General features: G+C 64.4%; 2 protein-coding genes. Both read left to right on the forward strand.

Going from position 1 to position 2,332, the window contains the following annotated elements; translation table 11 throughout:
* A partial coding sequence (locus tag EN964_RS32065) for an efflux RND transporter periplasmic adaptor subunit (protein WP_127277246.1) occupies positions 1 to 1,059 on the forward strand: 1,059 nt, incomplete at its 5' end.
* A gap of 4 nt (positions 1,060 to 1,063) precedes the next feature.
* The coding region (locus EN964_RS32070; RefSeq protein WP_206528791.1) for an efflux RND transporter permease subunit at positions 1,064 to 2,332 on the forward strand (1,269 nt) is incomplete at its 3' end.

Raw genomic sequence — 2,332 nt, forward strand, 5'->3', positions numbered from 1 at the left:
TCGCTGGTTGCCGAGGTGCGCCCGCAAGTGAACGGCATCATCCAGCAGCGCCTGTTCAAAGAGGGCAGCGAAGTTGCTGCGGGACAGCCGCTCTACCTGATCGATCCGGCAAGCTACAAGGCAGCCTATGACAGCGCGGTCGCCGCCCAGCAGAAGGCGCAAGCGGCGGTGCCGACTGCGCAGGCCAAGTTCGACCGTTATGCAGGGCTTTTGAAACAGAACGTTGTTTCCAAACAGGATTATGACGATGCCGCCGCCACGCTGGCGCAGGCGCAAGCCGATGTCGCCTCGGCCAAGGCCAGCGCCGAGACGGCGCGCATCAGTCTCGACCGCACCTCGATCACGGCGCCGATCGCCGGCCGCATCGACAAGTCCACGCTGACGCCCGGCGCGTTGGTGACCGCCAACCAGGACACTGTGCTGACCACCATCCGTGCCCTCGATCCGATCAATGTCGACGTCACGCAATCGAGCACCAACCTGCTCAATCTGCGCCAGGCGATCTCGGAAGGGCGGCTGAAGTTCAGCGGCCCCAATGTCAGCGTCAAGCTGAAGCTCGAGAACGGCACCATCTACACGCAGACCGGCAAGCTGGAATTCGCCGGCGCCAATGTCGACCAGACCACCGGCACCTTCGCGCTCAGGGCCGAATTCCCCAATCCCGATCGCTTGCTGCTGCCCGGCATGTATGTGCGGGCGCTGGTCGAGGAGGGCGTTGCCCAGAACAGTTTCCTGGTGCCGCAGCGCGCCGTCAGCCGCAACACCAAGGGTGAGGCCACGGCCATGGTCATCAATGCGCAGGGCAAGGTCGAGACGCGGGTGCTCGCGGTGCGCAACAGCGTCGGCAACAACTGGCTGGTGGATTCGGGTGTCGGCGACGGTGATCGTGTCATTGTCGAGGGCATGCAGCTGGTGCGCCCCGGCGGCGATGCGACGGGCGTTGAGGTGACGATCGACGAGACGACCGGCGAGGTCAAGGATCGCGGGCAGGGCACGTCCGCCGCACCGGCCGCGTCCAACGCTGCCAAACCGGCGCCTGCCGCCGCGACCGGGAACTGAGGCGATGTCCGTATTCTTCATCAACCGGCCGATCTTCGCCTGGGTGATCGCCATCGTGATCATGCTGGGCGGGCTTCTGGCGCTCACCTCACTGCCGATCTCGCAATATCCGCAGATCGCGCCGACGACAGTCAACATCAGCGCCACCTATCCGGGCGCCGACGCGCAGACGGTCGAGAACTCGGTGACCAAGGTCATCGAGCAAGGCATGACCGGCATCGACAATCTGGACTACATGACGGCGACGTCGACCTCGACCGGTTCGGCCTCGATCACGCTGACCTTCACCACCGCAGCCGATCCCGACACCGCCCAGGTGCAGACGCAAAACAAGCTTCAGCTGGTGCAGTCGCAGCTGCCGCAGGTGGTGCAGAGCAATGGCATCACCGTCTCCAAATCCTCGACCGGCTTCCTTATGGTCATCGGCTTCGTCTCGACCGACGGCAAGATGAACTCGACCGATCTCGCCGACTATGTCGACGCCACCGTCAACGACACGCTGAAGCGCGTCGAAGGCGTCGGCTCGACGCAGCTGTTCGGCTCCGGCTATGCCATGCGCATCTGGCTCGATCCGGACCAGCTCGCCAAGTATGCCCTGATGCCGAGCGACGTGGCGACCGCCATCGAGGCGCAGAACACGCAGGTTTCTGCCGGCCAGCTCGGCGGCCTGCCGGCGCGCAAGGGCCAGCAGCTCAATGCCACGGTGACGGCCAAGAGCCGGCTGCAGACCGCCGAACAGTTCCGCAACATCATCCTGAAGAGCCAAACCGATGGCTCGCTGGTTCGCCTCAACGATGTCGCCACCGTCGAACTCGGCGCCGAAAGCTACACGACGCAGGCCAACTACAACGGCAAGCCCGCGGCCGGCGTGGCCGTCAATTTGGCGACCGGCGCCAACGCCATCAACACCGCCGAAGCGGTGCGCTCGACGATCGCCCGGCTGAGCTCGACCTTCCCGCAAGGCGTCGAGGTCGTCTATCCCTACGACACTTCGCCTTTCGTGCGGCTGTCGATAGAGGAAGTGGTCAAGACGCTGGCCGAGGCGATCGTGCTGGTGTTCCTGGTGATGTTCATCTTCCTGCAGAATCTGCGGGCCACCATCATCCCGACGATCGCCGTGCCGGTGGTGCTGCTCGGCACGTTCGGCGTGCTGTCGCTGTTCGGCTATTCCGTCAACACGCTGACCATGTTCGCCATGGTGCTGGCCATCGGTCTGCTCGTCGACGACGCCATCGTCGTCGTCGAGAATGTCGAGCGCGTGATGCAGGAGGAA

The sequence above is a fragment of the Mesorhizobium sp. M7A.F.Ca.CA.001.10.2.1 genome (assembly GCF_003998575.1).
Taxonomy (GTDB): Bacteria; Pseudomonadota; Alphaproteobacteria; order Rhizobiales; family Rhizobiaceae; genus Mesorhizobium.